General features: G+C 64.5%; 28 protein-coding genes, 2 tRNA genes and 2 pseudogenes. 22 read left to right on the top strand and 10 right to left on the bottom strand.

Annotated features, from left to right (window positions below; genetic code table 11):
* Nucleotides 1-93: 93 nt before the first annotated feature.
* Nucleotides 94-519, bottom strand: coding sequence for a hypothetical protein (locus ABZX61_RS63170; protein ID WP_355212268.1), 426 nt, complete (start codon nt 517-519; stop codon nt 94-96).
* A gap of 72 nt (nt 520-591) precedes the next feature.
* On the opposite strand from ABZX61_RS63170, the gene ABZX61_RS63165 reads away from it, so the two are divergent.
* The 3 genes from ABZX61_RS63165 to ABZX61_RS63155 are packed head-to-tail and all read left to right on the top strand — an operon-like array spanning nt 592 to nt 2,528.
* Nucleotides 592-1,050, top strand: coding sequence for a hypothetical protein (locus tag ABZX61_RS63165; RefSeq protein WP_355212265.1), 459 nt, complete (start codon nt 592-594; stop codon nt 1,048-1,050).
* Nucleotides 1,047-1,529: an RNA polymerase sigma factor gene (locus ABZX61_RS63160; RefSeq protein WP_355212262.1), complete on the top strand. Its 483-nt coding sequence runs from the start codon at nt 1,047-1,049 to the stop codon at nt 1,527-1,529. The genes ABZX61_RS63165 and ABZX61_RS63160 overlap by 4 nt, the downstream gene beginning before the upstream one ends.
* 60 nt (nt 1,530-1,589) lie before the next feature.
* Nucleotides 1,590-2,528 carry an alpha/beta hydrolase gene (locus tag ABZX61_RS63155; RefSeq protein ID WP_355212259.1) on the top strand — a complete coding sequence of 313 codons (939 nt, stop codon included), beginning with the start codon at nt 1,590-1,592 and terminating at the stop codon, nt 2,526-2,528.
* Nucleotides 2,529-2,970: 442 nt separating this feature from the next.
* On the opposite strand, the gene ABZX61_RS63150 is transcribed toward ABZX61_RS63155, so the two are convergent.
* A complete protein-coding gene (locus ABZX61_RS63150) occupies nt 2,971-3,261 on the bottom strand; it encodes a hypothetical protein (RefSeq protein ID WP_355212256.1) in 291 nt (96 codons plus the stop codon).
* 257 nt (nt 3,262-3,518) lie between these two features.
* Between ABZX61_RS63150 and ABZX61_RS63145 the strand changes: the two genes are divergently transcribed.
* Nucleotides 3,519-3,839: a hypothetical protein gene (locus ABZX61_RS63145; protein ID WP_355212253.1), complete on the top strand. Its 321-nt coding sequence runs from the start codon at nt 3,519-3,521 to the stop codon at nt 3,837-3,839.
* A gap of 110 nt (nt 3,840-3,949) precedes the next feature.
* Here the strand turns inward: ABZX61_RS63145 and ABZX61_RS63140 are convergent, their stop codons facing one another.
* Complete coding sequence (locus ABZX61_RS63140) at nt 3,950-4,135, bottom strand: hypothetical protein (RefSeq protein WP_355212250.1); 186 nt, start codon at nt 4,133-4,135, stop codon at nt 3,950-3,952.
* A 705-nt stretch (nt 4,136-4,840) separates the two neighbouring features.
* On the opposite strand from ABZX61_RS63140, the gene ABZX61_RS63135 reads away from it, so the two are divergent.
* The 4 genes from ABZX61_RS63135 (at nt 4,841) to ABZX61_RS63120 (ending at nt 10,310) form a co-directional block, all read left to right on the top strand.
* Nucleotides 4,841-5,179 (top strand): Imm10 family immunity protein, encoded by a 339-nt coding sequence (locus tag ABZX61_RS63135; RefSeq protein WP_355212247.1) that lies wholly within the window; start codon nt 4,841-4,843, stop codon nt 5,177-5,179.
* Nucleotides 5,180-5,753: 574 nt separating this feature from the next.
* Nucleotides 5,754-7,727: a WD40 repeat domain-containing protein gene (locus ABZX61_RS63130; protein WP_355212244.1), complete on the top strand. Its 1,974-nt coding sequence runs from the start codon at nt 5,754-5,756 to the stop codon at nt 7,725-7,727.
* 1,003 nt (nt 7,728-8,730) lie between these two features.
* Nucleotides 8,731-9,051, top strand: coding sequence for a hypothetical protein (locus tag ABZX61_RS63125; protein WP_355212241.1), 321 nt, complete (start codon nt 8,731-8,733; stop codon nt 9,049-9,051).
* Between the two features lie 368 nt (nt 9,052-9,419).
* On the top strand, nt 9,420-10,310 hold the full coding sequence (locus ABZX61_RS63120) for an aminoglycoside phosphotransferase family protein (protein ID WP_355212329.1): 891 nt from the start codon (nt 9,420-9,422) through the stop codon (nt 10,308-10,310).
* Nucleotides 10,311-11,138: 828 nt separating this feature from the next.
* Here ABZX61_RS63120 and ABZX61_RS63115 read toward each other — a convergent pair.
* Entirely contained in the window at nt 11,139-11,324 is a 186-nt protein-coding gene (locus ABZX61_RS63115) for a hypothetical protein (RefSeq protein WP_355212238.1), read from the bottom strand.
* A gap of 58 nt (nt 11,325-11,382) precedes the next feature.
* Between ABZX61_RS63115 and ABZX61_RS63110 the strand changes: the two genes are divergently transcribed.
* The 3 genes from ABZX61_RS63110 (at nt 11,383) to ABZX61_RS63100 (ending at nt 13,513) form a co-directional block, all read left to right on the top strand.
* Nucleotides 11,383-11,559, top strand: a complete 177-nt coding sequence (locus ABZX61_RS63110; protein WP_355212235.1) for a hypothetical protein — start codon at nt 11,383-11,385, stop codon at nt 11,557-11,559.
* A 662-nt stretch (nt 11,560-12,221) separates the two neighbouring features.
* Nucleotides 12,222-12,764 carry a hypothetical protein gene (locus tag ABZX61_RS63105; RefSeq protein ID WP_355212232.1) on the top strand — a complete coding sequence of 181 codons (543 nt, stop codon included), beginning with the start codon at nt 12,222-12,224 and terminating at the stop codon, nt 12,762-12,764.
* A gap of 374 nt (nt 12,765-13,138) precedes the next feature.
* Nucleotides 13,139-13,513 (top strand): hypothetical protein, encoded by a 375-nt coding sequence (locus ABZX61_RS63100; RefSeq protein ID WP_355212229.1) that lies wholly within the window; start codon nt 13,139-13,141, stop codon nt 13,511-13,513.
* A gap of 116 nt (nt 13,514-13,629) precedes the next feature.
* Here the strand turns inward: ABZX61_RS63100 and ABZX61_RS63095 are convergent, their stop codons facing one another.
* Nucleotides 13,630-14,298, bottom strand: a complete 669-nt coding sequence (locus ABZX61_RS63095) for a hypothetical protein (RefSeq protein WP_355212226.1) — start codon at nt 14,296-14,298, stop codon at nt 13,630-13,632.
* Between the two features lie 544 nt (nt 14,299-14,842).
* Between ABZX61_RS63095 and ABZX61_RS63090 the strand changes: the two are divergent.
* A pseudogene (locus ABZX61_RS63090) lies at nt 14,843-14,983 on the top strand (transposase); the annotation flags it as partial.
* Nucleotides 14,984-15,310: 327 nt separating this feature from the next.
* Nucleotides 15,311-16,285 carry a DUF4360 domain-containing protein gene (locus tag ABZX61_RS63085; RefSeq protein WP_355212223.1) on the top strand — a complete coding sequence of 325 codons (975 nt, stop codon included), beginning with the start codon at nt 15,311-15,313 and terminating at the stop codon, nt 16,283-16,285.
* A gap of 606 nt (nt 16,286-16,891) precedes the next feature.
* On the opposite strand, the gene ABZX61_RS63080 is transcribed toward ABZX61_RS63085, so the two are convergent.
* Both ABZX61_RS63080 and ABZX61_RS63075 read right to left on the bottom strand, forming a co-directional pair.
* A tRNA-Ser gene (locus ABZX61_RS63080) sits at nt 16,892-16,954 on the bottom strand.
* Nucleotides 16,955-17,225: 271 nt separating this feature from the next.
* Nucleotides 17,226-18,692: a hypothetical protein gene (locus tag ABZX61_RS63075; RefSeq protein WP_355212220.1), complete on the bottom strand. Its 1,467-nt coding sequence runs from the start codon at nt 18,690-18,692 to the stop codon at nt 17,226-17,228.
* A 331-nt stretch (nt 18,693-19,023) separates the two neighbouring features.
* Between ABZX61_RS63075 and ABZX61_RS63070 the strand changes: the two genes are divergently transcribed.
* From ABZX61_RS63070 to ABZX61_RS63045, 6 genes and pseudogenes are all read left to right on the top strand, one after another.
* Nucleotides 19,024-19,176, top strand: a complete 153-nt coding sequence (locus ABZX61_RS63070) for a helix-turn-helix domain-containing protein (protein WP_355212218.1) — start codon at nt 19,024-19,026, stop codon at nt 19,174-19,176.
* Nucleotides 19,164-19,754, top strand: a pseudogene (locus ABZX61_RS63065) (cell division protein FtsK); the annotation flags it as partial. The gene ABZX61_RS63070 and the pseudogene ABZX61_RS63065, both read left to right, overlap by 13 nt.
* Nucleotides 19,751-19,903, top strand: coding sequence for a hypothetical protein (locus ABZX61_RS63060; RefSeq protein ID WP_355212215.1), 153 nt, complete (start codon nt 19,751-19,753; stop codon nt 19,901-19,903). The pseudogene ABZX61_RS63065 and the gene ABZX61_RS63060, both read left to right, overlap by 4 nt.
* Nucleotides 19,904-19,983: 80 nt before the next feature.
* The gene (locus tag ABZX61_RS63055) at nt 19,984-21,294 is read left to right on the top strand and encodes a replication initiator (protein WP_355212212.1); all 1,311 of its coding nucleotides are present in this window, start codon (nt 19,984-19,986) and stop codon (nt 21,292-21,294) included.
* Between the two features lie 254 nt (nt 21,295-21,548).
* The gene (locus tag ABZX61_RS63050; protein ID WP_355212209.1) at nt 21,549-21,791 is read left to right on the top strand and encodes an excisionase family DNA-binding protein; all 243 of its coding nucleotides are present in this window, start codon (nt 21,549-21,551) and stop codon (nt 21,789-21,791) included.
* Entirely contained in the window at nt 21,791-22,969 is a 1,179-nt protein-coding gene (locus ABZX61_RS63045) for a site-specific integrase (protein WP_355212206.1), read from the top strand. Before ABZX61_RS63050 ends, ABZX61_RS63045 begins: the two co-directional genes overlap by 1 nt.
* Before the next feature lie 71 nt (nt 22,970-23,040).
* Here ABZX61_RS63045 and ABZX61_RS63040 read toward each other — a convergent pair.
* From ABZX61_RS63040 to ABZX61_RS63030, 3 genes are all read right to left on the bottom strand, one after another.
* A tRNA-Ala gene (locus ABZX61_RS63040) sits at nt 23,041-23,113 on the bottom strand.
* Between the two features lie 15 nt (nt 23,114-23,128).
* Entirely contained in the window at nt 23,129-23,857 is a 729-nt protein-coding gene (locus tag ABZX61_RS63035; RefSeq protein ID WP_355212203.1) for an HAD-IA family hydrolase, read from the bottom strand.
* Nucleotides 23,858-23,872: 15 nt separating this feature from the next.
* Nucleotides 23,873-23,992 (bottom strand): DLW-39 family protein, encoded by a 120-nt coding sequence (locus ABZX61_RS63030; protein ID WP_020542320.1) that lies wholly within the window; start codon nt 23,990-23,992, stop codon nt 23,873-23,875.
* A gap of 367 nt (nt 23,993-24,359) precedes the next feature.
* On the opposite strand from ABZX61_RS63030, the gene ABZX61_RS63025 reads away from it, so the two are divergent.
* The 3 genes from ABZX61_RS63025 to ABZX61_RS63015 all read left to right on the top strand — a co-directional run.
* A complete protein-coding gene (locus ABZX61_RS63025) occupies nt 24,360-25,694 on the top strand; it encodes an MFS transporter (RefSeq protein ID WP_350743270.1) in 1,335 nt (444 codons plus the stop codon).
* A 65-nt stretch (nt 25,695-25,759) separates the two neighbouring features.
* Nucleotides 25,760-25,969 (top strand): heavy-metal-associated domain-containing protein, encoded by a 210-nt coding sequence (locus ABZX61_RS63020; protein WP_355212198.1) that lies wholly within the window; start codon nt 25,760-25,762, stop codon nt 25,967-25,969.
* A partial coding sequence (locus tag ABZX61_RS63015) for a hypothetical protein (RefSeq protein ID WP_355212195.1) occupies nt 25,966-26,702 on the top strand: 737 nt, incomplete at its 3' end. The genes ABZX61_RS63020 and ABZX61_RS63015, both read left to right, overlap by 4 nt.

Here is a 26,702-nt window from a genome sequence, read left to right as displayed (position 1 = left end):
GAACCCCCCATTCCTCTTCACGGTCCCTCACGCCGGCTACGAAGTGCACCGCCAGCCAACGATCTCCCGGCATACCGGCAACACTGTCCCGGCTCAAACCCCCGGGGAGAAGGCCCGCATCAGCACGGCACCGGTCGCGAACGCCAGCGCCACGCACAACGGGGTGTAGAGCAGCAGGTTGAGCCAGTAGAACGGGGTGCTGGTGTCCGTGCCCAGCCCGAAGGCCCAGGCGAGGCCGAGCTCCGCACGCGCGAGCAGCCCGCCGCCCAGAGCGAGAGCGACCGCCCTGGCGAGCCGACCGCCCCGCCCGCGGGAGACGGCGAGCACCGCGAGGGCGGCGACGGTGAGCACGACGATCAGGGGAACGAGGATGCGCGCCGTGAAGGGCGTGTCGAAGTTGAGCAACGCCAGGGAGAGCGTTCGCGGGTCCGCCGCCGGCCGTACCAGCCAGGAAAGGTGAAGGAACGCGTCGAGCAGCAGGACGGCGGCGACGAAGGCCGCTGGGAGTGAGATTCTCATGCCCGGCAGGAGGCGCGGAAATCGCCGGTGGTTCCATGGAACCTTCTCCACGGTCGACGCCTCTGGATGGATATGACTTGGCCTGTTGCTGATCTGGACCCGGTACGGAGGCTGCGGGTGCTCGCCTCCGCCATCCCCGGGGCGTACATGGCGGAACGCCTCATCCCCGCCCCGTTCGAGGACGTCTGGTCCGTGGTGAGTGCCCTGGAAGAGGAGTTCGGCACCTTCGAGCCGGACATGCGCCGCGTGACCATCGTGTCCGGGCACGGGAGCGAGCGCCTGGTGGCCAAGGCGCGAAGCAGGTACGGCATGCGTGCGAGGTTCGACGTCGAGCTGCGGCCCGGCTGGTGCTGGATGCAGAGCAGGTTCCTGATCATCGGCGTCGCGGCGGCAGCCGTACCGGGAGGAACCCTGGTCGCCCAGACGGGAGGAATCCGCGTTCCCGGCCGGGCGGCGCTGGTGCCCCTGGGCGTGCGGGTCGCGGGAGAGAAGGCGCTGGCCAGGCTCGAGGCGAGGGTCGTGCGTCGATGAGCGCCGACCTGGTGCGCGCCGCGCAGGGCGGCGACACGATGGCCATGAACGACCTGCTGAGCGAGCTGACGCCCTACCTCGGCCGGATCTGCGGGCCCATCGCGCTCGACAACGGGCCCGACGCCGTCCAGGAGTCGCTGATCGCGATCTTCCGGAACCTGGGGAGCCTGCGCGATCCGCAGGCGCTCCACGGCTGGGCCCGGGCGATAGCCGTACGGGAAGCAGTCAGGATCGCGAAACGGCGGCACCACGCGGTGGAGCTCGCCGAACTCCCGTCGAGGCAGGACGTCGAGAGCGCGGTGGACATCCGCGACGTGCTCGAGCGCCTGTCACCCGAACACCGGGCGGTGCTGGTCCTGCGTGACCTGGAGGGGTTGCCGGAGGATGAGGCCGCACGGCTCCTGCACGTACCGGAGGGGACGGTCAAATCGCGCCTGCACCGCGCCCGCCGGAGCTTCCGCAAAGCCTGGCAGTCGTGAGGAACCTCGTGAGGCTCGTTCGCCTCCTTCTGATGGAATCCCACAGAACGGAGAGCACCCATGAGACCTCGCACGCTCGCGGTCCTGAGCCTGATCCTCACCCTGGCCGTCGGCGCCGTTCTTTATGGCGCGTACGGCTATCGCCCAGCGGTGGCCGACTACCGGCCGCCGGCGAACGCGCGGTTCCTCGACACCCCACTCGCTCGCTTCCACTACGTCAAGGAGGGCTCCGGCACCCCCGTCGTGCTGCTGTCGCCCGGGGCTTCATGGACGTACGGCTGGCGCCGTCAGGTGCCGGAGCTCGCCCGCGACCACACGGTCTACGTCGTGGACCTCCCCGGCCAGGGATTCACCCGGCTGAAGGACCGCGACTTCACCTGGGACCTGAGGGGGATGACCACGGCGATCGGCGTGTTCCTGAACGCGGCGGGCATCGAGCGTCCCGCGCTCGGAGGGCTCTCGTGGAGCGGAGGCTGGGCGCTGGCCTACGCCCAGCGCCACCCCGAACGCGTCAGCAGCCTGCTCCTGCTGTCCCCCTCCGGCGCCGCCACCCGCGATACCTGGGTATATGAACTCATGAAGTACCCGGTCATCGGGGAGTTGTGGAACAACTGGTACTACGCCGACAGGTCCAGCTCCCGCGCCGCGCTCGACCGCATCCACGTCAACCGAAGCAGGATCCTCGAGCAGGACGTCGACGCGTTCTGGGCACCCGGCACCTTCCCCGACAACCTGGAGAGCCAGGTCCTGCTCGAACGCGGCCTGGACTGGCGTGAAACCCTGGCCGCCATGCCGTCCACCACCACTCCCACCTTGGTGATCTGGGGCCGCCAGGACACCGTCAACCCGGTGCGGCAGGCCCAGGAGTACGCTCGCCGGATGCCCGCCGTGCAGGTGCGCGAACTCGACGGCTGCGGCCACGCGCTGACGACCGATTGTCCCGAGGAGGTCGGGTGGCTGATGGCGGACTACCTGGCTTCAGGGCCCGCATCCCCATGATCCCTGGCACACCGGGAAACACGCTCCCGGTTCAGTCCGGCGGACCTCAAGGCCATGACAGCGATCGAGCAGCATTGATCTCCGGCCCGCAACGCGCGCGCAGTTCAGCGCACTGATCGCCTTCACTATGACCCCGCTGCACCCCGTCGCTTCCCGCCCGGCCGGGCACGCGACGGGCATGGCGATACCCTCGCTGGGACGGTCTTCGGCATTGCACCGCGCCTCCCCGCATGGGTACAGCTTGGCAAGCCAACCAGTAGGCGATCGGGCACGACGCCGGGGATGCTGGACAGCACCGGAGGCCGTCACCCTGCACGCCGGGGAGCGAGCTGACGCAGGAACCTGCGGATTAAAGGCCCGGCCGATCATGGTCCCAGGCAGTTGAATGCAGGTGGAAGGGTGTGCGCGATCCGTCCTGAACGTCCTCGGACGGCTCTGTATTTCAACCCGAATTGCAACTCTGAGGCAAGTCATCTGCGGCGTCCGAGGAAGCCAGGACGATGGCGACGATCAGCCGTATCGCGGTGAGGAGCGCGGCTGGAAGAACGAAGAAGAGCCAGAACCCCCATGCATCCCGCCCCGATGTCCAGGCGATCACGAGCACGAGGATCATGGCAGCGAGAGTGAAGAACAAATTGAGGATCGTGCGGCGCGGGCTACAGGACATCACAAAGAGCGATACCGCCACGATAACGACGGGTATTGCGTACACAAGGATCATGGCGAGTAACACGCTGGACTCCCCGGCTTCCACGAGCGTTCGCAGTGGTTCCCTGCTCGGATCGTCTCACAGAGCTTGAGGTCGGATTCACTTGGACTCCCGAGGCCCGGAACCGGAACTTACGGATTGAAAGTGGAAGATGTTTTCGGTCTTCTCGGACTGCTCACCCGGCCCTTCGTGCGTCTTGTCCTCCTGGCCGGGCGAGGATGATCCGTGCATAATCCGTATCTTGATGGCGGCCCAGTAACCAGGCTGGGAGACTCGACGGTGTGAGCAAGAAGGAGCAGCCGCTCGTACGAGAGTTGTTTCCCGGCCTCGTGACGGAGCTGATCGCGTGCCTGAGAGAAGATGGGGAGGAGTACCTCGCCATCTCTGCCTGGGACATCCGGTGGTACGAGGACTGCGGATGTGGTGATGACTTCTGCCAGAGCTTCTATACGGCTGAACGTCCACCTGGGGCATATGGTCCTGGGCACAGGAATGTGATGCTGGCTCCGGCAGAAGGTTATCTCATCCTTGATGTTGTCGAGGAGAGAATCGTGTTCGTAGAAGTGCTGTACTATCCCAGGCTGCAACGCCCGCCGCATTGAAGACTGTCAGCTTGGGAATTGCAGCCATCACGGCCCGCTGGGTGCTGAGCTGGGCAACGAACCGGTCCTGAGTGACTGTGATTGACCGCCCTTAATGGCACGGCTTCGTATCAGCTCGTCCAGAGAACGATCTTTCCCACAAGGATCCCGCCGAACCAGAAGGTAAACATCATGGCTACTATCGTGCGAGCCTGCTTGCGCTCCTGATCGTTCCGACCTGGCCGCCGTACTCTTGCGATCAGCGTGATGGCCACGGCTACAAGAGCAAGGGTCATCGAGATCTCGACAGAGGTCATGAGGTGAAGCTACTACGGCCATAATCCCCTCTGTATCCCACTTTTCCCGTCTGCCTCGTCCACCCGTGGGGCGAACAGGCCAAAGGCCGAGGGTCACGGTGGAGCGCCCTACTGGGTTCCGGTTCACTGGCCAGCACGAACCCGACCGCCAACCCGACGGGAACCGTCAGGAATTGGCTGATGCCCAGGGCTGTGAGTACGGCGAACCGCGCGTGCTCGAAACCGCCGCCACGTGACAGCGACCAGAACGGCACCGCCCAGAGCCGAGCCTCCGCCGGAGGCATCGAAGAACTCTCGCCAATGCCCAGCTCAGCAGAGATACGGTCCAGAGCGGTTGGTAGACGTTGAATGACAGTTCGGGCACACTTGTCGTCCCCCTATTGGAGGATCAGATGTCGGCGGTTGGACCAGCTGAGGCCCTGATTCTTTTGGTGATCTGGGTCGTTCCCGCAGTGGTGCTCTTCTTCCTCATTTACTGGGCGGTCCGGCTGGCGATCAGGCATGAAGGGCGACGGGTGCCGAGCCTGCACGAGCGTGTGACAGCGGAACGCGAGGCTCAGCGTCGTGAATGGGCGGAGCGCGAGGCTCGGCGGAATACGGAAGCGCCTGATGAGCTGTAGTCGGGCGTCTCGTCGGCAAGGTGGGGCGGCGATATGACAGCGGACCGAGCTGCTGGCGGCCGGGACCGCCCCCATGTCCGTCGGTGTGAGCGAAACCGAGCATGGCGATGGCATGGTGCTTACCTTCCAGTGCTGTACCTATGAGCCTGACGATCAAGACATTGCCCTGGGCTTCGACACCCACTGTGTTGTTACCGCCAACCAGGGCACCGCCTATGGAGCCGTCCAGGAGCTCACTCTGCGGGACAACGTGCTGCATGTTGTCCTCGACCTCGACGCTTTGGAGACGCTTGGTCTTGCCGAGGCCGAGATTGAGGCGGTTCTCGATGTAGACGAGCAGTCCCTCGAACGGTTTCGGCAAGGACTGCGCCACATCCTTGCCTACGGTCGTGCTGAAGCCCGCCCTCGGGTTCTGGAGCTGTAGAAGGTCATTGCCGGAACGAAGCGCTGAGGACATGAGCCCGGTCAAAGCTGAGACATTTGTCAACTCCCGCTCCCGGGGCCGCAGGGCAAGATCGAAAAGGCTACTTCTCGATCACGGGGAGTGGCCTTCGACCTGTAGTAGAGCCTAGGAGATTCGAACTCCTGACTTCCTGCTTGCAAATCGGTTTGGTCTTGAAGGATGTAGCCCTCGATGTGCTTCAACGGGCGCCCGCAAGTGAGCGTGATTGACCGCCCCTTATAGCACGTTAATGGCACGGCGATCACGCCAAAAATACGTCTCCTCCAACGGCCCTGGGTCCGACACCGCCCAGTGGGCGGAGGCTGAAGAGCGAAGCCATGGACCATCGATCGCCCAGGCCACGTACAGGCGACCGTGAGGGGCGTATCAATGCGGTGCATACCACTCACCAAACCGTATAAGCAGCTCAGGAAGGACCGTCCCACGTTGTCCATGTGAGCCCCGCCAGCTCCAGCCACGCGCCGCCACCCGGTTAAGACGGCCGCCCCAGGTTTCTTGGAGACGCGTCGCGGTGCCGGCAACTAATATGCGCGGCATGTCGTCTCCGTCCCGCCATGAGGTACCGGCTATTCGTCCTGCTGCCTGGCGTGTGCAGCCAACTTGGACCAGTCTGCTGCCGAAGGGCGTGAAGTCATGCCCGCCGCTGGGCACCACCGACGGCCACACCAATTGGGTGGCGGCGGTGACGACCGCGGTCTTCGACGGCCGTGCCGTAGCGGTCACCGGGGGCGGCGACGACACGGTACGGGGTTGGGATCTGTCAACCGGCGAGCGGGTCGGCGCCCCGTGGACTGGTCACACGAACGCGGTGCGGGCGCTGGCGATGTCCGTTCTGGACGGTCGCCCCGTTGTGGTCAGCGGTGGTGACGACGGCACCGTACGGGTGTGGGAACTCGCGTCCGGTAGGCCGGTGGGCGAGCCGTTCCACCTTCAGGCTGACAGCGTGCAGGCCCTCGCGATCGCGGAACGCCATGGCCGCCAGGTGGTGGTCACCGGTTGCTACGACACGACGGTACGGGTGTGGGACCTGGAAACGCGGCAGGAGGTGATGGCACCGATCCGCGGCCACACCGGTCCGGTGTACGCCGTGGCGACCGCGATGCTGGACGGCCGCTGGGTGGCCGTCACGGGCGGCGACCGAACGGTCCGGGTATGGGACCTGGATATCGGCGATCCGGTGGGCAGCCCGTTCACCGGCCACAGTGGATACGTGAGCGCGGTTGCGGTCGCGGAGCTGACCGCCGGCCATCTGGTGGTCGTCTCTGGTGGCTACCAGACGACCACACGCGTGTCGGACCTGGCCACCGGACTGCCGGTCGGTGACCTCCCCCGATCTGCGGACTTGGAGGCTGTGACGACCACGGTCGTACACGGCCGGCTGGTGGCGATCACCTGCACCTCCAATGAGCCGACCATCCAGGTGTGGGACCTGCAAACAGCCGAGCTGGTCGGGGAGCTGTTCCCTCAGCATCGCCGCACGGTGCATGCGGTGGCGACGGCAGTGGTGGACGGCCGGCAGGTGGTGGTGTCGAGTTGCGACGGTGGGTCGGTCCGGGTGTCCGATCTGGTCGTCGGTCAACCGGCCGACAAGCCAGTTCGCCACGACGCCGCGATCACGGCGGTGGCCACCACGTCAGTGGCCGGCCGACCGGTGGCGGTTACCGGCAGCGATGACGAAACCGTACGAGTATGGGATCTGGACACCGGCGATCAGGTGTGCCGGCCACTCACGGACCACACCGGCGCCGTCACTGCCGTGGCCGCGACCCAAGTGGACGGTCGCGCGGTGGCGATCACCGGAGGCAAGGACAGCAAAGTCCACCTCTGGGACCTCGCACTGGGGAAAGCGGCGAGAGCACCGTTGACCACCCACCGCCGCCCGATAACCGCGGTCGCGGCCGACAACACGGGCGACCCACCCCGGGCCATCACCGCCAGCGACGACAAGACCATCCGGGTATGGGATCTCCGCACCGGCGAAGAGACCGGAAACCCCCGCAAGAGCGACCATCGATGGGTACAAGACCTCACCACCACCACGCTCGACGACCAGCCCGTCGCCGTCCTCGGACGGTGGGGCGGCGGCTTCCGGGTCCGTGACCTCACCGCAAACCGCGACACCGGACTCCAGACCACCGGTAGCAACGGTAAACCGGTACGCCTCGTGGCCGCCACCGTCGTGGACGGACGACCCATCGCCATCACCACGAACGACGACTGGCGCGACCCACCGATGAAGGTATGGGACGTCGCCACCGCTCAGCAGATCGGTCAGCTTTCCCTGGGAACCGTGGTCGCACTCGCCGCCACCACGATCGACGGCCACCCCATCGCAGTCGCCGCCAGCCACAGAACGGTAGCGGCATGGAGCCTCACCACCTTTGACAAGATCAGCCCTGACATCGAATTCCTCGACTCGGTCAACGCCGTCGCTGCCACCTCACAAGGCCACATCATCGTCTGCTTCGACCGTGACATCGCCGTACTCACCGCAACCCGATCGAGCTGACCGTGGCATGGTTCGACAGGACCCCCTGCGCCAGGCCCTCAACCTCCTCGCCGAGCATGGCCCTCAAGCCCTGATCACGCAGGTCCGTCAAGCCGAACACTCCGACCCCGAAGGCAAGCGCTGACCGCAAGGCAAGGTGTATGCCGACGTCACAGCGGTTATACAGCGAGGTCTCGTCCGCAGAGACGCGCCGAGCGCTCAAGAAGCTCGGTGATCAGTTGGAGTCGTAGCAGCGTCCAGCACCGGCGAAGGCCAACGAGGCCATTCCCTCGATCATGGGGAATGGCCTTCCGAGTGGGGCAGACGCCGACGTCTCGTCCTGCCATATCTACGCGGACCCCGTTGACGCCCTGTGGTGGCTTGCGGTTCGTAGCCAGACCATCGAGTCAAGACGATGGAAAGGCCGACGAGGATTGTGACCACACCAGAAGCGAAGGCCAGAAACGCTATGACGGACTCGCCGTCTGGATCGCCGAGTCCGGACGGTCGTCCGTCGATCCAGCTCATCACGGGCCAGGCCTGGGTGGCGACGATCGCTCCGAACGCAGTCGTGATCGCACCCAGGACATGGCTAGGAGGACGCGTCCACGAGCCCATGACGGCCAGCACGAACCCGACCGCCAACCCGACGGGAACCGTCAGGAATTGGCCCATGCCCAGGGCCGTGAGTACGGCGAACCGCGCGTGCTCGAAACCGTCGCCCCGTGGCACGGACCAAAACGGCACCGCTACGACACCGCTGAGAAGGCCGATCGCCAGTAACCGGAGCATCGCCACGTACACATGATTGTGGACTGGTTGGTTGCTGTGCTATCTCACCAGAGCGTATAGCTGTACAAGATCGAAAACGCCGCTTCCTGACCATAGGAAGTGGCTGCCCAGGATCTTCTACTCAGCCTGGGGATCCTGCCCCCAGGCGGCGACCGTCGGAACTTTTACCCGAGCTGTCTCGTTACCCAGCATGATGAAGTGAAGATCCAGAAGGGGTCGGATGGTGGAGAGGGTGCAGATCTGGTGGGACGCGCAAGGCGTAGCGCGGGGCATCAAGGTCACCAGTACGCTCGGGAGCTACCCCTACTCGATCCACTACGATCAGCGCGGCGCCCAGGTGCATATCAACGGCAAGAAGCTGGTTGCGACTGCCGGATATGTCGCTGAGCTGGGGTGCTATCGGTTCACAGCCGTGGGATTTCTGCCCGACCGCAAGCTGAGCGAAGCGCGGTGGCCAGCCCTGGCCGATGCGGCGGCCGGAGCCGCCCACGCGTACACGAAGTGGATCAACGAGCAGACGCCATTGGTATCTACCCCAATCGTTGTGATGTGACGCCATCCTCCCCTCTGCCGCCGCGGGCTGCCCACCTCCGGGACTGTCAGGCGGGTTCTGTCAAGCACGGCTTCGCGTGTTACCTCATCCGGTGACCGTCCGTGGTGAGCGGTTGTTCTACGTGCACAGCCATCCTTGACAGGCCTGCCCTGGGCCCATCATGCCCTCTTGCCTCATGAGAGCTTGGCTTCATTTGATGATCGGGTCAGGCGGGGTTGCGCAGGCGGAGCCTGCGCCTGGATTGGGCGTCTTCGGGCCAGCCAGTCCGGTCGGGGGAAATCCGGTCGACAGGCAAGCCACAGTGCACTGTGATAGTCCAGCCCCCGCCGCACGAAGCGGGCCGATCGCAGGAGGTGCTCTTGGCAACCGTGAGAACCGCGGACATCCGCCCCACGATCAATGCCTCACTGGTCAGGAGGCTGGTCGAAACGCAGTTCCCACAGTGGGCCGCGTTGCCTCTGGAACTGCTCGATCCGGCCGGCTCGGACCATGTGATCTACCGGCTGGGCGAGCAACTGTCCGTCCGGCTGCCCCGCCACGACGGCGCCATCGGACAGGCCGAGAAGGAACTTGAGTGGCTGCCCCGGCTCGCCCCACGACTGCCCCTGGCCATCCCGGTACCGGTGGGAGTGGGTGAGCCCGACTTCGGCTATCCGTGGCGGTGGGCGGTGTCCCGCTGGCTGGAGGGCGAGGTGGCGACCGTCGAGGCGCTGGCCGACTCGTCCGCGGCCGCCGTCCAACTGGCGGAGTTCCTGGTCGCCCTGCAGCAGTTCAGGTCCGAGGACGTTCAGGCCATGGAGGCCCGCGAGGACCTCGCTGACCAGCCGTTGGGGGGCCGGGATCGCGCGACGCGGGTCGCCATCGCAAAGGCCGACGGCGTGTTCGACACTACCGCCATGACCGAACTGTGGAACGCGGCCCTGAGCGCCCCCGGATGGGATCGCCCTCCGGTCTGGTTCCACGGCGACTTCCACACCGGCAACCTGCTGACCGTCGGCGGCCGTCTCAGCGCGGTCATCGACTTCGGCGGGCTCGGCATCGGCGATCCGGCCTGTGACCTGACCATCGCCTACACGCTGATGTCGGCCGACAGCCGGGCCGCCTTCCGCGCCGCGCTCGATGTAGACGACGCCACCTGGACCCGGGGTCGCGGCTGGGCCCTTGCCACCGGTCTGAACGCCTACACCGCCTATGCCGCCGTCAACCCGAGGGTCGCCGCGCAGACCACCCGTCAGATCACCGAGGCCCTCATCGGCTAGATCAGACTTCGGCGGAAAGCGGAGCCGTAGCTGTACTCTGCAGTTGTAAAAGATCGAAAAGGCTACTTCCCGATCACGAGTAGTGGCCTTTGACCTCCTGTGGAGCCTAGGAGATTCGAGCTCCTGACTTCCTGCTCGCAAATAGCTACGACGATCTTGAGTGATCTGCGTAGACCCTGCTCAGGGGGCTGATCGTGTCCCCCGTTACTCCCCGCTGTTCCCTCTGGTTTCCCGTCCGATCGGGCACGCCGTAGGCCCTCATTGTGGTCGTTTCAGGCGCTCAACTACTCTCATTCCACCTTGAAGCAGGGAGGCGGCAAGTGACCGTAAGGCGTGCGCGATTCGTTCTGATGTGGATCGGCTGCCTGGTTCTCGTTCCAAGCATCCTTCTCGAACGATATGCACAGGATGCCAGAGAGAGGGCAAGATCTAGCGAACTCTGGACGCTGATGCGAGAGCACCAGTATTTCGGAAGCACACCGCACGCTGATGCGTCCTATGAGTCCCTGATCATTAGTGGATGGATGGGCATCGGCCTTGGCGCTCTCTGGATTCTGGCCGCTATAACGTGTTTCGTCCTCGCTCGGCCCCCGTTGGACCTCACGCCATCTACAAGGAAACCGAGAAAGTCCGGTACAGGCATACCTATCATTCGGCCCCTTCCCTGATCGTCCCACCCGTCAGGGGAGCGGGCCAGAGGGCGGGGGTGGAGGTGGAGCTCCCCGCTGGAAGAACGACCTTCGCCCCTGCCCCCTGGTCTGCTCGGGCTTGTCCTGGGGGCGATGGCGACGGGAAGATCAGGCTGGCCGGCGGACCATCAGCATCCCCTCAGTCGTCGTCCCCTCGCTGGTCGAGCACTTCGTATTGTTCGTCGACGAGGCAGAAGACAGTTTCGTGTTCCTCGGCAAGCGGGGCGCGTTCCTGCGGGGTGGCAACTTCCGGCGTGAGGCCCGATGGGCGGACGCGCTTAAGGAAATGGGTCTCCTGGGCTTGCACTCTCATGATCTCCGGCACACGGGGAACACGCTGGCTGCGCAATCCGGGGGGATTCCTCGCTGATCTCAAAGCGCGTATGGGGCACGACAGCGACCGTGCGGCGCTGATCTACCAGCACGCCACCCGAGACGCGCACCAGAGGATCGCCGATGCGCTCAGTGCGCGGGTGAAGGCCGATCGGAAGAAGGCGGAGAAGAAGCGCAAGAGGGAAGATGACGACGGCAGCGCGGGCGCGCTGGTCCCCGCGAGCTAATGGCACGTTAATGGCACGAACACCCCGTCACATGATCTGTGGCGGGGTGTTTTTGCTGGTGGAGCCGAGCGGCTGGTGACGCGTGCCCGTGTGCGTCGGCGTTGCTGTACCAGGCTGCTGTACAGCAACTGTGGGGCCGGTCCAAAAATGTCCAGGGCCGGATGTTAGCAGCGGAGTCAGCATGACCAGCATCACAAGCCGGTAGCCAGTGGTCACCATGCCGAAGGAAGACTCGGAAAGCATTGCAGGTGGCTGCGACTCAATACAGGGCGGCCCAAGGACCTCGCTCAGCACAGTTCGTTGCCTGTCGGTCACCCGACGTTCGGCGTTGGCATCCCGGATGTCGTCATCCTCGGTGGGAGCAAAGCCCAGACCAGACCAAGACTAGAGACGGCGAAGACGCAAAAGCTAGGTTGAAGGCGTGGAGCTTTTAGAGGAACGTGAGTGGGATGCCAGCGTGCACGGCGCCCAAAGCCCAGCGCGGCGCGGCGAATGCACATGGGGAGCACCTTGCCCAAACCGAGCTACCCGAAGTGTCCTGGTGCGTGATGCCGGCGGAGAGAGTTGGTGGGCTGTGTGCGACCGGCACTTTGCTGACTCACCGGTCTTTCGGTAGGCGGAACACATCGGCCTGTAGGCCGGGGAGCGGAAGGCGGGGCGGCATGAGCGACGTCGACATAGAGCGGATTGCCGCGTTGCTGAGGGAGCGGAACGGTATTGACGAGAAGATCGCAGCGATTATTCAGCGGCCCATGGCCGCGGGCCATCTGGGCGAATGGATCGTGGCGCAAGTCTTTGGAATCGAGTTGGAAACATCCGCCGTGGCCGCCGCAGTCGACGGTCGGTTCACGTCTGGCCCATTGCGTGGTCAGACCGTCAACGTGAAGTGGTATCTCAAGCGCGAGGGCCTACTGGATATTACGGTGCGGACGAAGCCGGACTACTACCTCGTGCTGACGGGGCCCGCGCCACCAGCGGCTTCGTCGCGAGGCAGCACTCGTCCTTGGTGTATCGAGTCGGTGTACTTGTTTGACGCTAGTCAGTTGCTGGCGGAGCTCCGTACGCGCGGAGTAAGGATCGGGACTGCCTCTAGTGTCCGAGCCGCGCAATGGACAGCAGCTGAGATTTACCCGGGCGCAAATAACCCACTGCTTACGGTAAACCCGGAGCAAGCGGAGTTGCTGCGACTTTTCGCACTTCGATGAGACTGCTGCATACGGAGTCAGTACTCCGATGCTGAGTACTTGCGGTTCGCAGAACCCGTCGACCGGTAGCCCCCACGTCGTCGTCAAGGAACCGCACATGCCAGGGAGCAGGCGTTGCTGCTTGCGCACGGCAGTCAGCCTCTCGTAGCTCGCTGTCTGTGATAGGCCTGCTCATGTCTCCACTCAAGCATCCGGGCCACTGACCGGCGAACGCCAGAGCGACCCCTCGTAGATTTGGGTGATCTCCGATGCCCTCCGTGGCCACCTGCGGAAACCTGTCGATCAGGAGCCTGACCAGGAGTGACTGTTGCGGCTGGATCTCGTCGTTTCGCGCTGTTCTCGGCCATCCCACGGAACAGGGCAGGAGGTTGCTTATGGCGATCCCGAAGAAGGGTTCGCGGCTCATCACCGTCGACGGCACTGTATTCCGCTGGCACGTCCGTCGTAAGCCCACGTATTGCCAGGGGAACAGCTGGGGCCCGATGACGTTCGCCGTAGAACTGGCCGACGCATCGGGTCGTGTCCTTCTGGTGGCGCTCCCCTGCTCGCGACCGGACGCGTGGTGGGGAGAACGGACGATGGCCATACGGCCAGCGCTCGTGACGGCGACCATACGCATGGCGCTCGGTAGCGGTTGGAATCCGCAGCAAGCAGGCAACGCCTTCGAGCTTGCACTCACCGATGATGATCTGGCCGAGTTGATGAACGGCCAACCGCCTGCCTACGACGCCCCTTTCATGCGGAGATAGCTTCCTCGGTGTCCAGCACGAGCCCGCTTATCAGGCGGACCAACCGCCCTGATCGTTCTGTTCAACACGGTGGATATGGGTCGATGCGATGAGATTGCGTGAGGCGGCGTAGCTTCTCAGCCGGCAACGGACGGATATCGGGCTGCCGCTAGATCGTCGGCGAGGTCTTCTATAGAAAGGTCAGCGTTCAGCGTGGTGACCACCGTCTGCGTCAGCGGACGGAGGGCATAGACGTGTCGCACCGCATCGAGGTCCACGGGTACCTCGTAGTAGTCCTCCGCGAACCGCCGGAACGCCTCCGGAGACGGATCAACGAGCCGCGCGAACAGATATGCCGTCCCATCGGGATCGCTCACGTCGTTCGGGTAGTCGATCTCACCCACCCGCCAGCAGTCATCACCGGCCTCACGCCACAGGCAGGCGGTCACGACCGGCATACCGTCCTCGTCGCAGAATGCGGGCTCCTGCACACAGTGGCGGAAGATTTCGGGGACGGGGTCGAGCACCCCCGTCCACGGTCCGTCGTTGCCGTAGGGGCTCATCACCGCCTCGTGAGCGAATCCGCGGATGTACGCACCCGCGGCAGAGAAGACGATGGAGTATTCGTCTCCCGAGCCGTTGCGCATCGAGGCCATCTCCTCCCCAGGGCCCCAGCCTGTGTCAAAGGAGTGGTAGCGGCTGGACCATTCCAGGCTCAGAACGGCCTCCAGCACCGCCATGGAGCGACACAGATCACGGAGCTGCGGAATATCGGGCAGCAGACGGGCCACATCGTGAGCAGTCATGAACCTTATCCAATCGGATGCCAGCGACATCTCCTTGCATGCCTCCACGCCGCCAGCACCGATGGGCCACACCGTCCGTCCGGTGGCGCACAGCCGATGACCGGCTGGAGGCACCTGTGTTCCACTGGTTAGATGGCAAGCGCGATAACGAGCATCATCGCGGTCGTAGGAACGTTGCTCGGGGCCACCGTCACGTACGTGTTCCAGGCTCGTGCGGCGAAGCAGGCCCGCCAGGCCGCGCGAGAAGAGAGACTCTGGCAGGAGCGATTAGTTTCCTACAGCGCCTTTGCCGGCGCGTTGACCGACTTCCGGCAGAGCCAGAACGACCGGTGGCATATCGAGCAGGAAAACCCGCAAAGCCAGGCGTTCATCGTGGCACGGGATTCGTCGTACCAGAAGCGAGCCGATGCCACCTCGGCCCTCTTCAGGCTGCGCCTTGTGGCAGCGAACGGGACGCTCAGCGAGCTTGCCTCGGCCGCGCTGAAACTTACCGAGGAAATCCCGCAGGCTGCCGATGAGTCGGACCGGAGGGTCGTTGATGACCCTAGTCAAGATCGCTGGTCTCAGATGGGTGGTCGAGGAGTCATTCCAAGCCGCCAAGGGCCAGGTCGGGCTGGACCACTGCCAGGTGCGCGGCTGGACGGCCTGGCACCGGCACATCACCTTGGCCATGCTCGCACGTTAATGGCACGAACGCCCCGCACCAAGATCGGTTGCGGGGCATAATATCCATTTTAATGGCGGATATTCGGACATCAAGGACACTCCCTCTTTTCGCTCCTTGCTGATTATTTGCCCGCTTATAAACGTGCGTGCGTCTTTCATGATTGACGCTGGGGTATCTCCCTTGTCGCACTATCGCAGCGGTGTGGGCGTATACGAAAAAAAGAACAACTCCGGCATCCGCGCTACCGCGACACCATTCACGAGCTCGATCTGACACAGGTCAACGAGCCTCAGGAAATCACCTGACGTTCTCGCTGGAAATGCTCACCACGGAAAGGAATGCCCTATGCCATTCATCATGCGCAACACACTCCCCAACCTGGCCGCACGTACACTCGCCGCCGCCGTCCTCACCGCAGCAGTCATGACGCCCGCGGTCGCGGCATCCACGGTCCCCAACCCGGCCGAGGCATACATCTCGAGCGTCAGTGCGAACGGAAACGGGTGCCCGCCCGGGACATGGGAGGCGGCGATCAGCCCCGACGGGAAGTCGTTCACCGTTACATTCAGCTCATACGAGACGCTCATCGAATCTGGTGGTGATGCTTCGAATAAGGAATGCACGCTCTCGCTGAATGTGCATACGCCGCCGGGGACCTCGCTTTCCACCGCCAAGTTCTCCTACCAGGGCTACGCGCTCATGGACCAAGCAGGGATGAGCGCGACGCAGAGCGCAAGTTACAACTTCCGCGGTGCTCCCGTCCCGGCTCAGTCGGTTCGCTCGCAGATCTCGGGACCACACGACGACACGTACCTCTTCTCCGACCGGATCTTGCTTCACGACGACGTGGCGTCGGCGCAGGGCGAAACCCGCGCGCTAACTGGGGAAACGGGCCTAGTCCTCACCAACAACCCCGCAGAGACCGGCAGCGGCTTCTTCAACACCAACAGTGTCGACGGGACGCTCCAAAACGGACCAGGCTGCACCATCGACCGGCGCACCGCCACCTCGGGGCAGACCATCGTCGGCACCTCGGGCGCCGATGTCATCTGCGGGTCACCGTTCGCCGACCGTATCGCCGCGCTGGGCGGCGACGACGTCATCCTCTCCTTCGCGGGCAACGACCGGGTCGCCGCCGGTGGCGGCAACGACACCGTCTTCGGCGGCAACGGCGACGACGACATCAGCGGCGACGAGGGCAACGACACCCTCGACGGCGAAGCCGGCAACGACCGGATCCTGGGCGGGCCGGGCACCGACACCGCTAACGGCGGGCCGGGCACCGATTCCTGCATAGCCGAGACCACCACCTCCTGCTGAGTCAGGTCGACGCTCCGGTGATGTGGCTTCGGGACGAAGCAGTCGAGGTCGGAGCCGGGCCACCTGCTTTACCCACCTTGGCCGCGCCGGGTCCCGAAGCGAGGGGACCCAGGTCGGACACTTGCGGGCAGGAAGGAACCTGCGCGACCCGCCGGGCCAGCGTACGGGCCCCCTCGCTCCCGGCCCGACCAAGGACACCGGGCGAAAGCCGGGGCCGCCCTCCACCATCGCCCGGGAGCCGATCCGGCGCAGGAGTGCCAGCCGTGTGCGACCAGCGTGCGATCCGCCGCGGTCAGCTTCGGTGAGCGGTGGCGACCCAGAGTCCAACTTCTGAGCGGGGGCAAGGCCCCGATCAGGGCACAAAATCGGGTTCCCAAGTTGAGATACCCATCACCCAGGTAGGGGGTTGTTCGCTTGCTGCACTTCGCGTGTCATGGCTAGGCCATCGAGCACGCGACCATGGGGACCGTGAGCGGCTCGCGGAGGACGATCGCTTCAGGACGGCGGTCACCACAGGCGACAGATGCGTGACCACGGACGCGGTAGCCATACAGTTTGTCACTCTCCCTCGCCTCACAGTGATCGGCGAGGGAGAGTCTTCTCAGGTGGAGCCTAGGAGATTCGAACTCCTGACTACCTGCTTGTAAAGACGCATGCCGATCTTGCTCCATCAGCGAAGACGCAGATCAACATGCGTGTGGCATGCCCCGTGACTCCCCACTGTTCCCCCTGCTTCCCCGCCCTGTCGGGCACGCAACGGGCACGCCAGCCACAGTGTCCGATGGGCCGGGGCTGAGGAACGAAGCCCTGGACCTTCGATTGCCCCCAGCCATTTACGGTGGCCAGCCACATTGAGGCGATCGTGGAGGATGGAACTCGATTGCTTGATTCCAATGCCTTGCTGAGAAGCATTTCAGACAAAGGCAGCTGCTTCTAGACGTCAAGAACGCGATTGCGTCCGTAGGCCGAGCGCTTCCTTAAAGCCTGGATGGATGCGATAGGTGTCAGCAGACTCCGTAAAGCGCGCACGAGGATCCAGATAACGCCATACGTACTCCGACCCGCCGCCTCTGCCTCCAGGCTTGAGGTAGCCGACAACAGAATATTCAAAGAGTTGCGCCAGTGCCGAAACTGGCTCGACATCTTTCAACGCAGAGCTGTTGTTCCAGGCGACCTTGAAGTCGTTGAGAGAGAACTTTTCGGTGCCCACGACTTTGATAACTTCTAGGTATTCTTTGTATGTGGGTATATGTTTTGAGATCTCGTCATCAAGCTCATTGAGTAGATAGCTTGAGTACTCCTCACGTGCCGTATGGACAGCCACGTTCTCAAATTTAGTAGCACTAGTCCCTGTGTCGTGGTGGGCTACGAGTATCTCGTTGCAGAATTTGATCATGTCGCGAGGGCGCAGAAAAGTCCTGTCGCACAGATGCTTATATTTGGTCTGCCGGCTGGGCATTTCGCGAACCTCGTCAAATACATCTTCCCAGGCAACGCTACCTTGTTCTACTCCTAGCGTCTTAGCGAACCTACTCTCCATCAACTGCTTTAGGGTGAGGCCTTTCCCGTCCTCAATCCAGCGAACATGGACAGAATAGTTCTCCGTAATTTTATTCTTGTCTTCGAATCGAAGATTCTGGTAGATGTCGTCCCTGAGAAAGACGACAATATTGAGACGCTTGCCGGCATCTCTGGCCGCGACATTGAGATCGCGCGCCGCTATTATCAGTCCAATGAGTCGATCGGCGTAGCTCTGATCACTGGGTGAGAATCCTAGATCGAGCTCATCGAAGCACACATAGTAATGATTCTGCGGGTTCAGCGCGGCGAGAATATTTGCCTGTATTGCTCGATTGACTTCCTGGATGTGAACGGGAAGTTCACGGACCCGTACGCGATCCCCTTGAACATGCAGAAATGGAAGCCGGAGAGTGCCCTTGAATCGGAGCTCTTTCTCTGGACTAAAGAGTTGCCGAAGGTCGGGATCGCGAGAACCGTATGAGTCTACTACGAAGTCCTCTATAGAGCCGATTGCATCCAGCGCGTCGTCGCTCCATGGCTGGCTGCTGTCGTTATTAAGAAGAACCTTGGCCAGGCTGATAAGAATCAAATATTTCCAGCTATGAATATAGCGACGCTCTTCGGGAACGCCTACCTGGGCTTGAAGGTCATGATGCTGCCAAGGGTAGTCATCAAAGGAATGGCCATAAGCAAAGTAGTCATGGCGGCTCTCGGTAATCATCTTTTTGAAGATTGCCGTCTTCCCAGACCCTTTGCGCCCAAGGATGAGGAATTTTTCCCTACCGAGTGCAGAGAGATATGCGGGGTGGTCCTGGAAACAGTCACGCCACAGGCCGTCTGCATCTGCGTCGACCGCGCCAAAGTTCTTGACGTCAACGAGGTCCATGGAGCGCTCCAAATAGTGGCCGACGGGAAAGGTGTGACTATATGTCAATGCATGGTAGCGCGTCATCTCGTTCGATTGGATATCGGACAGTCGTTATACCTGATTATGTTTAGCCATATAGCTCCGCGCCGGGACGATCTCAGTAGCATCATCGGCGAATAGTCAGCTCATAGCGGCCCGAGCACGGCCGTGCGCGAGAACGGCCCCCAGGCCGCACGCGCAGCGTGCGGCCGAGCGCAGGGCCACGTCGGCGGCGCTCCGCGCCGCCGCTTGATCTCCTATAAGAACAATTCGGCAATGCTCGGCATGGCCTGGTGGTAGAACGCTCCGTGTGGCAGAGCGACGGGATCGGCTGAGGGCGCTGGGCGAGCTGTTGCGGCGGCTACGCAGGGATGCGGGTCTGACCGGTAAGGATCTCGCGCAACGGGCACAGGTGGCGCAGCCTACGATCTCTCGGATCGAGACAGGCACGACCCCAAGCTGATGGAGCTGTCCTTCGGGCGGGCTCTCTTCGGGGCACGCTACGCCGCTGATCCGGCCGACTGCGCCGACCTGCTGGACGACGCCGTCAAGGTCATGCAAGCCCGCGCCGCCCGCTTCGCCGGCCAGCAGCGATCCCACATGCCGACCGTCGACGATCCCTTCGTCCTGGTGCTCGTCGACGAGGTGGCCTTCCTCACCGCATACCAATCCGACAAAGATCTGCGGCGGCGCATCTCCGCTGCTCTGGCAACGCTCACCACTCAGGGGCGTGCCGTCGGAGTCGGCGTCATGGCGGCGCTGCAGGACCCGCGCAAGGAGGTCATGAACATCCGGAACCTGTTCCCCGACAAGATTGCGCTTCGGCTCGACGAATCGGAACAGGTGGACATGGTCCTCGGCGAGGGGGCCCGGGACTGTGGGGCGCTGGCCGACCAGATCTCTCCTCGGCCGGAGCTGGGCGCTGGAGTCGGCTACGTCCGACTGGAGACATCGCCAGATCCGACCCGGGTGCGCGCGGCCTATGTCTCCGACGAAGACATCCGCGAGATGGTCGCCGAGTTCGCCGGTGAGGTCGCATGACGCTTGCCCACTTCCTCGACGGCCTGCGCTGCAGCGACTGCGGTGCCATCCATGTCCTGCGACTCGACCCGCTTCGCGCCCTGGTCGAGTGCACCGAGTGCGGAATCTCCACGCTCGTCGTCCCCGAGATCGGAATGGAGGTCCGTTGAACAGTCCACATCAGCCAACGGAGGTCCGGGGAGAAGCGGAAGTCTCGATGTCCCGCCGCTCCACCCCAAGGGCGCTGCGGATGGCTCAACCGCTCGCCCGTGAAGTCGCCGAAGAGGTCGCCAAGCAGTACGGCGTCTGCATCCGGCCTGTCCCTCTCCGGCGACTTGACCTCGTCACCGGCAAGGAAGAGATCGTCGATGTCCCGTGCGGGGCGACGTTGGAGAGCAAGTGTCCTTCTTGCGCCAAGCGCAACCGACAGCTCCGGATGGCGCAGTGCCGGGAAGGTTGGCATCTCGGTGAAGAGCCCCTCATAAGTCCTGGCGCGGCTACCGAAGAACAGCGCTGGCTCATCGAGTTCCGCGCGGACATGCAGGCCCGGCGCGATGCGGCGGCAAGTGCCGGCGAGGACACTTCCGACTGGGACGCCCTTCTCGTCGGCCTTGATGAAGAGATCAACGCCATGGGCCTGCGAGGCCACGTGCTCGGCCGAACACTGTCCAAGCGGGTGCGTTCGACCAGACGGCGGCAGGACGCTCCTGATCTGCCCAAGCGCAAGATGGCCAACACGACCCTCGGACGGACCTTCGAGTCTTCCGGTGGGAAGGTCTACCGGCCTTCTCTGTTCATCACGCTCACGCTTCCGTCGTACGGCAAGGTGCGAGATGGCGTGCCGGTCGCCCCGGAGAGCTACGACTACGCGCGGGCGGCTCGCGACGCGCTGCACTTCTCCAAACTGGTCGATCGGTTCGTGCAGAACCTTCGCCGTGTGGCCGGGTACGAGGTGCAGTACTTCGCCACAGTGGAGCCACAGAAACGGCTCGCCCCACATCTGCACATGGCGATCAGGGGCACCCTGCCGCGTGCAGAGATCAAGCAGATCGCGGCGGCGACCTATCACCAAGTGTGGTGGCCGCCCTGCGATCGAGTCCGCTTCGATGGCGAGCACCTGCCCGCCTGGCAAGACGGCGTCGGCTACCTCGACCCGATCACGGGTGAAGCTCTGCCGACATGGGACCAAGCCCTCGACGAACTGGACCAGGACGAGACGGCCGAACCGCTGCACATGCTCCGCTTCGGCGATCAGGTGGACGTGAAGGGCGTGCTCGCGGGCACTCCGAACGCGGACCAGTGCATCCGCTACCTGTCCAAGTACCTGACCAAGCCCCTCGGTGACGCCCTCGATGGGCAAGTGCAACAGGAGCATGCGGCTCGCTTCATCGAGGCCCTGCGTTACGAGCCCTGCTCGCCGGCCTGCTCCAACTGGCTGCGGTACGGCGTGCAGCCCAAGGGCGCCAAGGCCGGCATGGCTCCCGGCCGGTGCCGCTCCAAGGCCCACAAGCCCGAACACCTGGGCTACGCGGGCCGTCGTGTCCTCGTGTCTCGGAAGTGATCCAACAAGACCCTCGCCGAACACAATCAGGACCGCCGCACCTGGGTCCTGGAAGCGCTTGGGCAGGCCGGTGAGCCGACCGACCCGCACCGGTACGTCTGGAAGGCCGCCCCGGCTGGTGACGCCAACGTCGCTCCGCTCGCCCTACGTCTCCTCAGATCGGTGGCAGAGCGGCAACACTGGCGTGCCCATATGGCCATGCTCCAGGCGCAAGCAGACGGCAAAGATCCTTCGGCAATCGAGGGGAGGGCAGCATGACACAGACGAACAGCTCCCTGCTGCCCGACTACGCACAGGGCCGACTGCTCACGGTCGAGGAAGCCGCCAAACGGCTGAACACGTCCGTCCGCTTCTCTCGGCGGCTGATCGAGGAGCGTCGCATCGCCTTCATCCACGTGGGACGCAACGTCCGCATCCCCGAGGCCGCGCTTGAGGCGTTCATCGCCGCCGGTCTCGTCGAACCGATCACCGCGACACGAGGTAGGAGGGTCGCCTGATGGCCAAGACCGACGCAACGCCAGAGGGCGAGCCTCGACGGGCACGAAAGCGGAAGCCTCCGAAGAGGCGGTTCGGCCGGGTGCGCAAGCTGCCGTCCGGCCGATTCCAGGCCCGCTATCCCGGCCCGGATGGTATGGACCGTCCGGCTCCAGAGACCTTTGCGACCAAGACCGACGCGGAGGTCTGGCTAACGAAGATCGAGGCGCAGATTCTCGATGACGAATGGATCGACCCGGACGCCGGGAAGATCGCTTTCGGCAAGTACGCGCAAGACTGGATCGACGAGCGGCCCAAGCTGCGCCCGCGCACGGTGGAGCTGTACGGGTACTTGCTGCGCCAGCACATCGCGCCGACCTTCGGGGAGAAGCGGCTCAACGCGATCAAGGAACCGCACGTCCGACGCTGGCGGAAGGCACTGCTTGAGCAGGGGGTCAGCGAGGTAACCATGGCCAAGGCGTACCGGCTACTGAAAGCCGTTCTGTCCACAGCTGTGGATGACCTGCTCATCAAACGCAACCCCTGCCGGATCAAGGGGGCCGGCCAGGAGCGGTCTCCCGAACGGCCTGTCCTGACCGTGGAAGAGGTCTACCGCATCGTCGATGTCATCGAACACCGCTACCGGGCACTCATCCTGCTGGCCACCTTCGCCAGCCTGCGCTGGGGCGAGCTGACCGGACTTCAGCGGCGGGACCTCGACCTCGACGCCAGAACGGTCCGTATCGAACGCCAGCTGATCCAGATCACTGGGAAGGGCCTCGTCTTCACCGAGCCGAAGTCACACGCGGGCAGGCGAACTGTCGTCATCCCGGACCTGATCATTGATGAGCTGCGCGCCCACGTGAAGGACTTCACCCAGGACGGACCGGAAGGCTTGATCTTCGCCGGACCCGACAACGGGGCGCTCCGCAACACCAACTTCAACCGCCGCGTCTGGGCCAAGGCGCTCGAAGACGCGGGCGTGTCGAAGATCCACTTCCACGACCTGCGGCACACCGGCAACACCCTGGCTGCCAGCACGGGCGCGTCCACCCGAGAGCTGATGACCCGCATGGGGCACTCCAGCACCCGGGCGGCGCTCGTCTACCAGCACTCCACCGACGAGCGCCAGCGCGAAGTGGCGCGCAAGCTTGATGCGCTCGCCCGCGGCGCACTGGCCAAGAAGCCATCGGGCACGTAACGGGCACGGCCCCAAAACCAGGCCCCACAAAGATCGAAAGCCCAGGCCGTTGACCTGGGCTTTCATATGAGTGGAGCCTAGGAGATTCGAACTCCTGACTTCCTGCTTGCAAAGCAGGCGCTCTGCCAACTGAGCTAAGGCCCCTTCGACGAAGATAGCTTACCGGGCGGACGAAGCTACCTGCGTCGTACCAAGGTCATCGCTCAGTACCAAACTAGGGAAGTCGGTGATCGAGTCAAGGATGTGGGTCGCGCCGCCCTTCAGAAGGCGCTCCCGGCTGTGGACTCCGGTCATCACCCCCGCCACGATCGACGCCCCCGCGCGCCTGCCGCAGAGCATGTCGCTTTCGGAGTCGCCGATGACGGCCACCTGGCGGACGTCCTCCGCCCCGAGGCGCAGCACCGCGTGCAGGACCATGTCCGGCCAGGGGCGGCCGCGGCCGCCGGCGTCTTCGGGGGAGATGGCCAGGTCGATCTTGTCGTGCCAGCCGAGGACGCTCAGGATTCGGCTCAGGGTGGTGCGGCTGAAGCCGGTGATCAGGGCGAGCTTGATGCCGGTGCCGCGGAGTTTGTCGAGGACCTCCAGAACTCCGGGCACGGGGACGAGACCCGCCCGCTCCAGAGTGCCCTCGTAGGAGCGCTCGAACGTCAGGTTCGCCGCTTGTGCCTGGGCCTCGTTCCCGGGGAAGATCCCACGGAAGACATCGATCTTGGGGCAGCCCCGGGACCGGTGCACGTGAACCATGGCACGCGCGTATGCTCCGGTCCCGGGCACTATGCCCTGGGTCGCGATCGCCTCGGCAAAGGCGCGCTCGACCATGGCGATGTCACCGACTGTGGTGCCTGCCAGGTCCAGGCACACCAGCTTGATGGGGACGACGTCACTCATCGCCTCGCCGGTCGGTTAGTTCTCGCTGCCGGTCGCCTCGGTCCAGAGATCGAGCTCTGCGCGGTCGGCCTGCACCTTACGCCAGATCAGCAACCCCCCAAGGGCGATCAGCGCCAGAACGAGCAGCTTCTTCACGGTGTGACCCCACTTCTTCGACGGCCTCACCTGCCGGGGTGAGACCCAACGGTTGACATGCAGCCTAGCAAGGGATGGCTGCGCTCCCTGTGTTGCGCACAGACCAGATGCGCGGAATGCGCGGAGAACGAGTGGTCAGCCCCAGGTGAGGCGCGTTAACCCCATCCCCCACGACATCTCGGATTCCTCTCCGTGTCCATCCCCCTCCACTCAGGGGGCCACCCGTCAGGCAACAGCTCGATCATGCCAAATATCGCGCCCGGGCGCGCATGACTTCGAACTGGACATACCCCAGGGGGGTGTGTTACGTTCCTCGCCGTTCCCAGATATACCCCCTGGGGGTAGTAAGGAAGGAAGGGGTCACGTCATGGCTGACGAAAGACGCTGGTGGGCGCTCATCGTGCTCGCGGCGGCACAGTTCATGGTGATCATGGATACCTCCATCATCGGCGTCGCGCTCCCCGACATGCAGCGCGACTTAGGCTTCTCCGACGGCGGGTTGCAGTGGGTGTTCAACGCCTACGTGGTCGCCTTCGGCGGATTGTTGCTGCTCGGCGGACGGCTGGCCGACCTGTTCGGGGCGCGCAGGGTGTTCGTCACGGGATGGGCGGTCCTGATCGCCGGATCCGTGGTCGCCGCCGCTGCCACCACCGCCTGGGTCGAGGTGGCCGGGCGTGCCGTGCAGGGCATCGGCGGGGCGCTGATCGCGCCCGCCGCCATGGCGCTGCTCATGATGCTCTTCGGCCACAACGCCCGCGAGCTGGGCAAGGCCATGGCACTGTACGGCGCCGCCGCCCCGGCGGGTGGCACCGCGGGCGTGTTCCTCGGTGGCGTGATCACCGAGTATCTGAGCTGGCCCTGGGTCTTCATCATCTACGTCCCGATCGGCCTGGCCACGCTGGCGGCCACCAGGCTGCTGCCCGCCGTGCGCGGCAAGCGCGGATCCGTCGACCTCGTGGGCGCCGCGTCCGTCACCGCGGGCATCGCGCTCGTCGTGTACGCCATCGTCGCCGCGAACTGGCCGGCCGGACTCGGTGGCGCGGCGCTGCTCGCCCTGTTCCTGTTCGTGCAGCGTACGGTCAGAGAGCCGCTCATGCCCCTGGCCATCTGGCGCACGCCCGGCCTGGCCACCTCCAACCTGGCCATGGCCCTGCTCGGCGCGGCCTGGATTCCCATGTGGTACTTCCTCAACCTCTACCTGCAGCAGGTCCTCGGGTACGGCGCGTTCGCCAGTGGCGCGGCGCTGCTGCCGATGACCGTGGCGATCATGATCTTCATGATCGGCATCACCGCAAGGCTGCTGGGTAGGTTCGGGGCCAAGCCGCTCATCGTGGTCGGGCTGGCGGTGCTGGCGGCCGGGGTGGCCGGGCTCGGTTTCACCGGCGGGTTCGCCACGAACGTGCTCCCCGCGAGCCTGATCGCGGCGGTCGGGATGTCCCTGGCGTACATCCCGGCGATGATGTCGGCCATGTCGGGCGCCCGCCCGGAGGAGGCGGGCCTCGCCTCCGGCATCGTCAACACGACCTACCAGGTCGGCTCCGCGCTGGGCCTGGCCGTCATGACCGCGCTGGCCACCTCCCAGGAGCAGCTCGGCTTCCAGGCCGCCTTCACGGGCGCCGCGGTGGTGGCCGTCCTGGGCGCGGCGCTCACGGCCGCTCTCATGCGCAGGCCGGCCGTACGCGAGAGCGATCCTGTCGGCTGAATCCCCAAAAACCCTTCTGGATACCCTAGGGGGGTAGGGTGTTAAACTACAAAGAGGGAGACGTCATGAGCACCACCACCTACATCGTCAAGGGCATGACCTGCGGCCACTGCGTGAGCTCGGTGAAGGAAGAGGTCAGCGGGGTCGCGGGGATCACCTCCGTGGAGGTGGACCTGGCCGGCGGCCTGCTGACGGTCAACAGCGAAGGCCCCGGCCGCGCGGAGATCGCCGCCGCGGTCGAGGAGGCCGGATACGAGCTGGCGGGCCAGGCATGAACGCCGCCGCCAAGCTCGGCGCCTACGTCCTGGGGCTGACCGTCGTCTTCGGCGGCGCCCTGGGCGTGGGCCAGGTGGTCGGCCCGACGGCGGCCCCGGCGCAGGTCGAGGACCACGCCGCAATGGCTCCGCAAGAGGACCACGCCGCAATGGCCCCGCAAGAGGACCACGCCGGGATGGCCCCGCAAGGCGAGCACGAACAGACGAAGAGCGATACCCCTAGGGGGCTTCAAGTGTCCGAGAACGGTTACACCCTGAACCCGTTGACCACCGTCAAGGCCGGCGAGCCGACCGACTTCCGCTTCACGGTGACCGGCCCTGATGGCAGGCCGGTGACCGATTACCAGGTCGAGCATGACAAGAAGCTGCATTTCATCGTGGTGTCGCGGGATCTGGCGAGCTTCCAGCACCTGCACCCCGTCCAGGACGGGGACGGGGCGTGGTCGGTGCGGCTGACGCTGGCGGATCCGGGCGTGTACCGGGCGTTCGCGGACTTCGCTCCGGTGGGCGGCGGTAATCTGACGCTGGGTGCGGATCTGCTGGTCGCGGGGGATTACAAGCCGCAGCCTCTTGCCCCGGTGGCTCGTACGGCTGAGGTGGACGGCTACACGGTCTCCCTGGCGGGTGATCTCGTGCCCGGCCAGGCGAGCAAGCTGACGCTGAGCGTGAGCAAGGACGGTAAGCCGGTGACCGACCTGCAGCCGTATCTGGGGGCGTACGGACATCTGGTGGC

The sequence above is a fragment of the Nonomuraea sp. NPDC003709 genome (genome assembly GCF_040610775.1).
GTDB classification, from domain to species: Bacteria; Actinomycetota; Actinomycetes; order Streptosporangiales; family Streptosporangiaceae; genus Nonomuraea; species Nonomuraea angiospora_A.
The sequence above is the reverse complement of the archived record's forward strand: the minus strand, read 5'-3'. Positions and strand labels throughout refer to the sequence as shown.

What these genes read in the sequence shown, in the direction of transcription:
- ABZX61_RS63170 (WP_355212268.1), bottom strand. Translation starts at nt 519, where the DNA reads ATGAGAATCTCACTCCCAGCGGCCTTCGTCGCCGCCGTCCTGCTGCTC.
- ABZX61_RS63165 (WP_355212265.1), top strand. Translation starts at nt 592, where the DNA reads ATGACTTGGCCTGTTGCTGATCTGGACCCGGTACGGAGGCTGCGGGTG.
- ABZX61_RS63160 (WP_355212262.1), top strand. Translation starts at nt 1,047, where the DNA reads ATGAGCGCCGACCTGGTGCGCGCCGCGCAGGGCGGCGACACGATGGCC.
- ABZX61_RS63155 (WP_355212259.1), top strand. Translation starts at nt 1,590, where the DNA reads ATGAGACCTCGCACGCTCGCGGTCCTGAGCCTGATCCTCACCCTGGCC.
- ABZX61_RS63140 (WP_355212250.1), bottom strand. Translation starts at nt 4,135, where the DNA reads ATGACCTCTGTCGAGATCTCGATGACCCTTGCTCTTGTAGCCGTGGCC.
- ABZX61_RS63130 (WP_355212244.1), top strand. Translation starts at nt 5,754, where the DNA reads ATGTCGTCTCCGTCCCGCCATGAGGTACCGGCTATTCGTCCTGCTGCC.
- ABZX61_RS63110 (WP_355212235.1), top strand. Translation starts at nt 11,383, where the DNA reads ATGGGGCACGACAGCGACCGTGCGGCGCTGATCTACCAGCACGCCACC.
- ABZX61_RS63105 (WP_355212232.1), top strand. Translation starts at nt 12,222, where the DNA reads ATGAGCGACGTCGACATAGAGCGGATTGCCGCGTTGCTGAGGGAGCGG.
- ABZX61_RS63100 (WP_355212229.1), top strand. Translation starts at nt 13,139, where the DNA reads ATGGCGATCCCGAAGAAGGGTTCGCGGCTCATCACCGTCGACGGCACT.
- ABZX61_RS63095 (WP_355212226.1), bottom strand. Translation starts at nt 14,298, where the DNA reads ATGACTGCTCACGATGTGGCCCGTCTGCTGCCCGATATTCCGCAGCTC.
- ABZX61_RS63085 (WP_355212223.1), top strand. Translation starts at nt 15,311, where the DNA reads ATGCCATTCATCATGCGCAACACACTCCCCAACCTGGCCGCACGTACA.
- ABZX61_RS63075 (WP_355212220.1), bottom strand. Translation starts at nt 18,692, where the DNA reads ATGGACCTCGTTGACGTCAAGAACTTTGGCGCGGTCGACGCAGATGCA.
- ABZX61_RS63060 (WP_355212215.1), top strand. Translation starts at nt 19,751, where the DNA reads ATGACGCTTGCCCACTTCCTCGACGGCCTGCGCTGCAGCGACTGCGGT.
- ABZX61_RS63055 (WP_355212212.1), top strand. Translation starts at nt 19,984, where the DNA reads ATGGCTCAACCGCTCGCCCGTGAAGTCGCCGAAGAGGTCGCCAAGCAG.
- ABZX61_RS63050 (WP_355212209.1), top strand. Translation starts at nt 21,549, where the DNA reads ATGACACAGACGAACAGCTCCCTGCTGCCCGACTACGCACAGGGCCGA.
- ABZX61_RS63045 (WP_355212206.1), top strand. Translation starts at nt 21,791, where the DNA reads ATGGCCAAGACCGACGCAACGCCAGAGGGCGAGCCTCGACGGGCACGA.
- ABZX61_RS63035 (WP_355212203.1), bottom strand. Translation starts at nt 23,857, where the DNA reads ATGAGTGACGTCGTCCCCATCAAGCTGGTGTGCCTGGACCTGGCAGGC.
- ABZX61_RS63025 (WP_350743270.1), top strand. Translation starts at nt 24,360, where the DNA reads ATGGCTGACGAAAGACGCTGGTGGGCGCTCATCGTGCTCGCGGCGGCA.
- ABZX61_RS63020 (WP_355212198.1), top strand. Translation starts at nt 25,760, where the DNA reads ATGAGCACCACCACCTACATCGTCAAGGGCATGACCTGCGGCCACTGC.